Genomic DNA, 4,297 nt, shown 5'->3' on the forward strand with positions numbered 1-4,297 from the left:
CAGGCACCCTTCAAAAGGCGCCTCCTGCGTTCCGGCATCGGCTACGGGCTACGCCCTTCGCCAATCCCGGAACGCAGGATTCTCATCTTGTTTGTCGCGCTTTCTCAACCTGAATGTCGCGCGACACGATACCGCCTATCGATCGAAGAAGAACGAGGCGTTTCTCGCCAAGGGCATGTTCACCAGCCACATCCACCAGAAGCGCCTGCCCAGGCGGCCGCTGCCTGAACGGATAGCCAGAGCCAATGCAAGGTGGTCAAAGGTCCGCGCTGCCGTTGAACACGTCTTTGCCGGGCAAAAGCACCGCATGGGCCTCGTCGTCCGCACCGTCGGCCTCGCCCGCGCGAGGATCAAGATCGGCATTGGCCAACATGGTCTATAATTTCCAGCGTCTCGCATGGCTTGAACGCCGCGCTTCGCCTGCATGACATGAAAAGCGGACCCAATGATCGGCTCCGTCCAGAAAATCAGCGGATTGGTGCATCGGAATCGGCACTACCCGCCCGCCAGCGCCTCCTCCTCCGTCCATCAGACTATAATCCGACGGTTCTTCGAGGTGTCCAGCTGATCGAGAGCGTGACGATCTATCCCGACGGTGCCAACGGTCCCGAGGCGGAGGTGGTCGCAAGAGTAGCGGATTTGGCAGCCTACGCCAAGTACGACGACGCCGCCCCGAGGGGCGGCGTTTGTATTTGTATAGCGTTTGGTTGCGGGAGGGCGATCTAACAGAGACCGACAAAAGCCAAGGCAATCTGGTTTGTCGGTTTCGATGGTTGCGGGGGCTCGCAACCACCGATACCGACAAACTCTAATGGTCGGAATTTGAAACAGCCCTTCGCCTTGGTTTCGAGGTTGTCAAGGTTGACGTCGCGGATTGCCGTCGGGAGCCGCGGAAATTAGGCGCTGTAATTCGACGCATCTGAGCCGTTCAAATGTGGCTATCTCGTCGTAACGCTGCCTCGACAGAAAAAGAACCTGGGCCAATATTGCGTATCCATTTTGGATGCCCCAGAGGCTTTGTTGCGCAAATGCCCAAGGGATTCCGTTGGTGAATCCAGTTGGTTAGGAGGCGGCGATGAGCAGACCGCCCCGCGCCCGTTACCGCACGACGAACTGGAAGTCCTACAACGCAGCGCTGGCGCAAAGAGGCTCGCTTCAGGTCTGGTTTGATCCCGCGATGCAGTGGCTGTCCACTCCGACCGGCAAGCGCGGGCGGCAGCCTGTTTTCTCGGATGCGGCGATCCAGGCCTGCCTGACGCTGAAGGGAGTGTTCAAGCTTCCCTTGCGCCAGACCACCGGCATGGTCGCCAGCCTTCTCAAGATGGCAGGGCTCGATTGGCCGGTGCCGGATTTCAGCACTTTGAGCCGGAGGCAGAAGACCCTGCTTGTCGAGATCCCCTGCCACCCCCGGGCAGGGCCGCTGCATCTGTTGATCGACAGCACGGGCATCAAGGCCGTTGGAGACGGGGAATGGTGCAGGCGCAAACATGGCCCGTCCAAACGTCGCCAGTGGCGAAAGGTCCACTTGGGCGTGGACGCCGGATCGTTTGAAATCCGTGCCATCGAAGTGACCGGAAGCCGGGTTGGCGATGCGCCCATGCTGCCCGAACTGCTGGAGCAGATCCCGCACAATCAAGCCATCGCGACCGTCAGCGCCGATGGCGCCTTTGACACAAGGGCCTGTCACGAAGCCATTGCCGCGCGCGATGCCTGCCATCATCCCCGCCCGCAGCAATGCAAAAGCCTGGCCCGGGAGCACACCGGGCGTTGCCGCCCGCAATGAAATCGTTCGCTCAAGCCGGCGGTTCGGGCGGCCAATCTGGAAGCGATGGAGCGGATATCACCAGCGCAGTCTGGTCGAGACGAAAATGCATTGTTTCAAGCTGCTGGGGGAACGCATCATGGCTCGAGACTTCGATCGCCAGGTCGCTGAAATCCAAATCCGTGCGGCCATCCTCAACCGCTTCACCGCGCTCGGAAAGCCTCAGACTCAGCGTGTCGCGTAACTGAATGCCTTCAAAGGCCAACTACTGCCTTGGGCCCGATTTGCGCAACAAAGCCGTCTCGCTGGTCAACACCCGGCGATTGGCGTGCAACGCTTCAAGCGCAGCTGCAGCACGATCGAGGTAGTCGATGCTGACCACGGCCGCATAACGCCGCCTGTTCTTCGTCAGCACGACTGGCCCATGCTGGCTTTGATCGACAACGGTTCCGGGATGGTTATGAAAATCGGTAAGAGCAACGGATGCGAAGCTCTCGGCATTGGTGGCCATGATAATCTCCGTCGAAGCCTTCCAACCAATATAGCCAGAATGGCCAGAATAGCAATGCTGCCCAAAGGTCGTCCCGCAACATGAGCGGCATGTCGCGGCCTTTGCAGCGCGACTTGCCCTTCGCCAATGTCGCAATGGAAATCGTTCCATGACGTGCTGGGTGAGCCGTTTCGTTAAAGTCTGCAAACGGTCGCCTAATGGTAGACCTCAAATAAGTTGCGGCCAAATCTGCCGGTAAGGCGCCCGAAAGCGGCGGGCTAAACGCGACCCGCCCGTCGCCGGCGACTTATTTCAGGCGAGCAGCAAGCCTGCCGCGATCAGAGTCACACCCGCCAGACGCAAGCTCCATTTTCCCGAAGGGGTCAGGCCAAAGTTGCCCATGATCGTCGTGGCCACGACAATGATCCCGAAAACGCTGATCGTCAGGAATGAAGCTGAGTGGCCAAGCATCTGTGCAGCTTTGCACTCTTATCTGTAAGGCACAAGCTGCGCATGTCCTGCCCTACTCCGTCCGGTGCGTGATCTTCACCCGGCGTGCAAGGATGTTGGCAGCGACCTGCCGATAGATCTTTTCGGGCATGGCGCCGATGACCGGGCTGCCGCTCGCGCCGGATCGGACGTCAAGCCCGACCCATGTGAGCTCGCTGACATCGTTTCAGACTATATGGCTCCGCGTATCCAGGCGCAAATGCTCGATCACCCGCTAGGGCAATTCGAGGGAGTGCTCGGGTGAATAGTCGCGCGTCGTTAGCGGCACCATCATGACGCGCAGGCGCCCGTGCTTCAGGTAAGTGGCAACGACCAGGCACGGCCGAATTTTACGGCCGTCTTTCCTCGCCCCGGTCGTGCTCGTGCCACCAGAGGTAAAGATATTTGATGACCTCGCCGAGACGCGGCTCAGTCCAGGAGCTTGTTGGCATCGTATGACTCAGGCACTGGCAGGGCGTTGGCGATCGCGTTGAACGCATCTTCGCTCAGTTCTTTGGGAGCAAGCACGATGTAATCGAGCCGTGCAAGGCGCTCGTATTCTGCGGCCGATAACATGACAACGCGCACGGCGCCATCGCGCTCGACTCCGATTGGGTGGGTCATGGCCTTGTCGTAGTAGAGACTGAAGCGCTCCGAGACTTCGCTCGAGCGGAAGGTTTCGATAGACAAGTTCACGGCCTGATCTCCTGCAACTCAGGCTAGCGGCTGTTATGGCGCCGATGTGATTGCCTGATGAATTGGTTGAAAGCTGATACGCAATCCAAGGGCATCGGCAATTTTGCCGATCGTCGCAAAGCTCGGATTCCCTTCACCGGACAGGGCTTTGTAAATGCCTTCACGACTAAGGCCGGTATCGCGTGAGAGCTTACTGATATTCCGTGCGCGCACCACGTCACCCAGAGCAGCGGCGATTACGGCGGTATCACCGTCCTCAGCAGCGGCGTCCAGATATGCCGCAATGTCCGCTTCACTCTTGAGGAAGTCGGCGGGATCGTAACGGCTAAAAGTCACGTCCATGATTTCATTCCTTCCATGCGCTTGCGATCGACTTTGCCTGCGCGATGTCTCGTGCCTGGGTGCTCTTGTCACCGCCGCAAAGCAGGACAATCACGATGGGGCCGCGCCTCATGTAATAAACGCGGTATCCCGGGCCATAATCAATGCGAAGCTCGGATATTCCATCCCCTACGGGCTTTACGTCACCTGGATTACCAAGGCTCAAACGACGCAGGCGGATTTGAATTCGGGCTTTCGCATTTGAATCGCGCAAACCAGCCAACCACTGATTGAAGGCGTTAGACTGGATCATCTCGATCATGTGATAACCATAGTTGACAATCCCTCGACTGTCAACCAAGGTTAGCAGCCGGAATTTACCCTTATGTTAGAGATCCTCGCGGAGCATGATGTGTCAAACGGCGCGCAAACGGGACCCCGTATCGGCGTCGAAGAGGGACCCCCTTTTCGAGATTAGGCGGACGGTTGTGGGGAGCGCCCTGCGCTGGGTGCGGTGGAGGTCGGGCGTAGCCCGGCCG

5 protein-coding genes and 2 pseudogenes are annotated in these 4,297 nt (G+C 58.8%); 2 read left to right on the top strand and 5 right to left on the bottom strand.

The genetic code is table 11. The features are described 5' to 3' along the window. Positions 1 to 127: 127 nt before the first annotated feature. Positions 128 to 428, top strand: a pseudogene (locus ACFQ24_RS04350) (IS5/IS1182 family transposase); the annotation flags it as partial. A gap of 647 nt (positions 429 to 1,075) precedes the next feature. Further along, positions 1,076 to 2,006: pseudogene (locus ACFQ24_RS04355) on the top strand (IS5 family transposase). 21 nt (positions 2,007 to 2,027) lie between these two features. Here ACFQ24_RS04355 and ACFQ24_RS04360 read toward each other — a convergent pair. The 5 genes from ACFQ24_RS04360 to ACFQ24_RS04380 form a co-directional block, all read right to left on the bottom strand. Next, positions 2,028 to 2,273, bottom strand: coding sequence for a type II toxin-antitoxin system prevent-host-death family antitoxin (locus ACFQ24_RS04360; RefSeq protein ID WP_129927782.1), 246 nt, complete (start codon positions 2,271 to 2,273; stop codon positions 2,028 to 2,030). 291 nt (positions 2,274 to 2,564) lie between these two features. Beyond that, entirely contained in the window at positions 2,565 to 2,723 is a 159-nt protein-coding gene (locus ACFQ24_RS04365; protein ID WP_380909263.1) for a hypothetical protein, read from the bottom strand. A 447-nt stretch (positions 2,724 to 3,170) separates the two neighbouring features. After that, a complete protein-coding gene (locus ACFQ24_RS04370; protein WP_129927667.1) occupies positions 3,171 to 3,437 on the bottom strand; it encodes a type II toxin-antitoxin system Phd/YefM family antitoxin in 267 nt (88 codons plus the stop codon). A 33-nt stretch (positions 3,438 to 3,470) separates the two neighbouring features. Continuing rightward, positions 3,471 to 3,779, bottom strand: a complete 309-nt coding sequence (locus ACFQ24_RS04375; protein WP_129927666.1) for an addiction module antidote protein — start codon at positions 3,777 to 3,779, stop codon at positions 3,471 to 3,473. A gap of 4 nt (positions 3,780 to 3,783) precedes the next feature. Beyond that, the gene (locus ACFQ24_RS04380; protein WP_129927665.1) at positions 3,784 to 4,080 is read right to left on the bottom strand and encodes a type II toxin-antitoxin system RelE/ParE family toxin; all 297 of its coding nucleotides are present in this window, start codon (positions 4,078 to 4,080) and stop codon (positions 3,784 to 3,786) included. Between the last annotated feature and the right edge of the window lie 217 nt (positions 4,081 to 4,297).

The sequence above is a fragment of the Sphingobium olei genome (assembly GCF_042678845.1).
GTDB lineage: Bacteria > Pseudomonadota > Alphaproteobacteria > Sphingomonadales > Sphingomonadaceae > Sphingobium > Sphingobium olei.

Bases quoted from the DNA above. Each gene is read 5' to 3' on its own strand.
- ACFQ24_RS04360 (WP_129927782.1), bottom strand. From the start codon at position 2,273: ATGGCCACCAATGCCGAGAGCTTCGCATCCGTTGCTCTTACCGATTTT.
- ACFQ24_RS04365 (WP_380909263.1), bottom strand. From the start codon at position 2,723: ATGCTTGGCCACTCAGCTTCATTCCTGACGATCAGCGTTTTCGGGATC.
- ACFQ24_RS04375 (WP_129927666.1), bottom strand. From the start codon at position 3,779: ATGGACGTGACTTTTAGCCGTTACGATCCCGCCGACTTCCTCAAGAGT.
- ACFQ24_RS04380 (WP_129927665.1), bottom strand. From the start codon at position 4,080: ATGATCGAGATGATCCAGTCTAACGCCTTCAATCAGTGGTTGGCTGGT.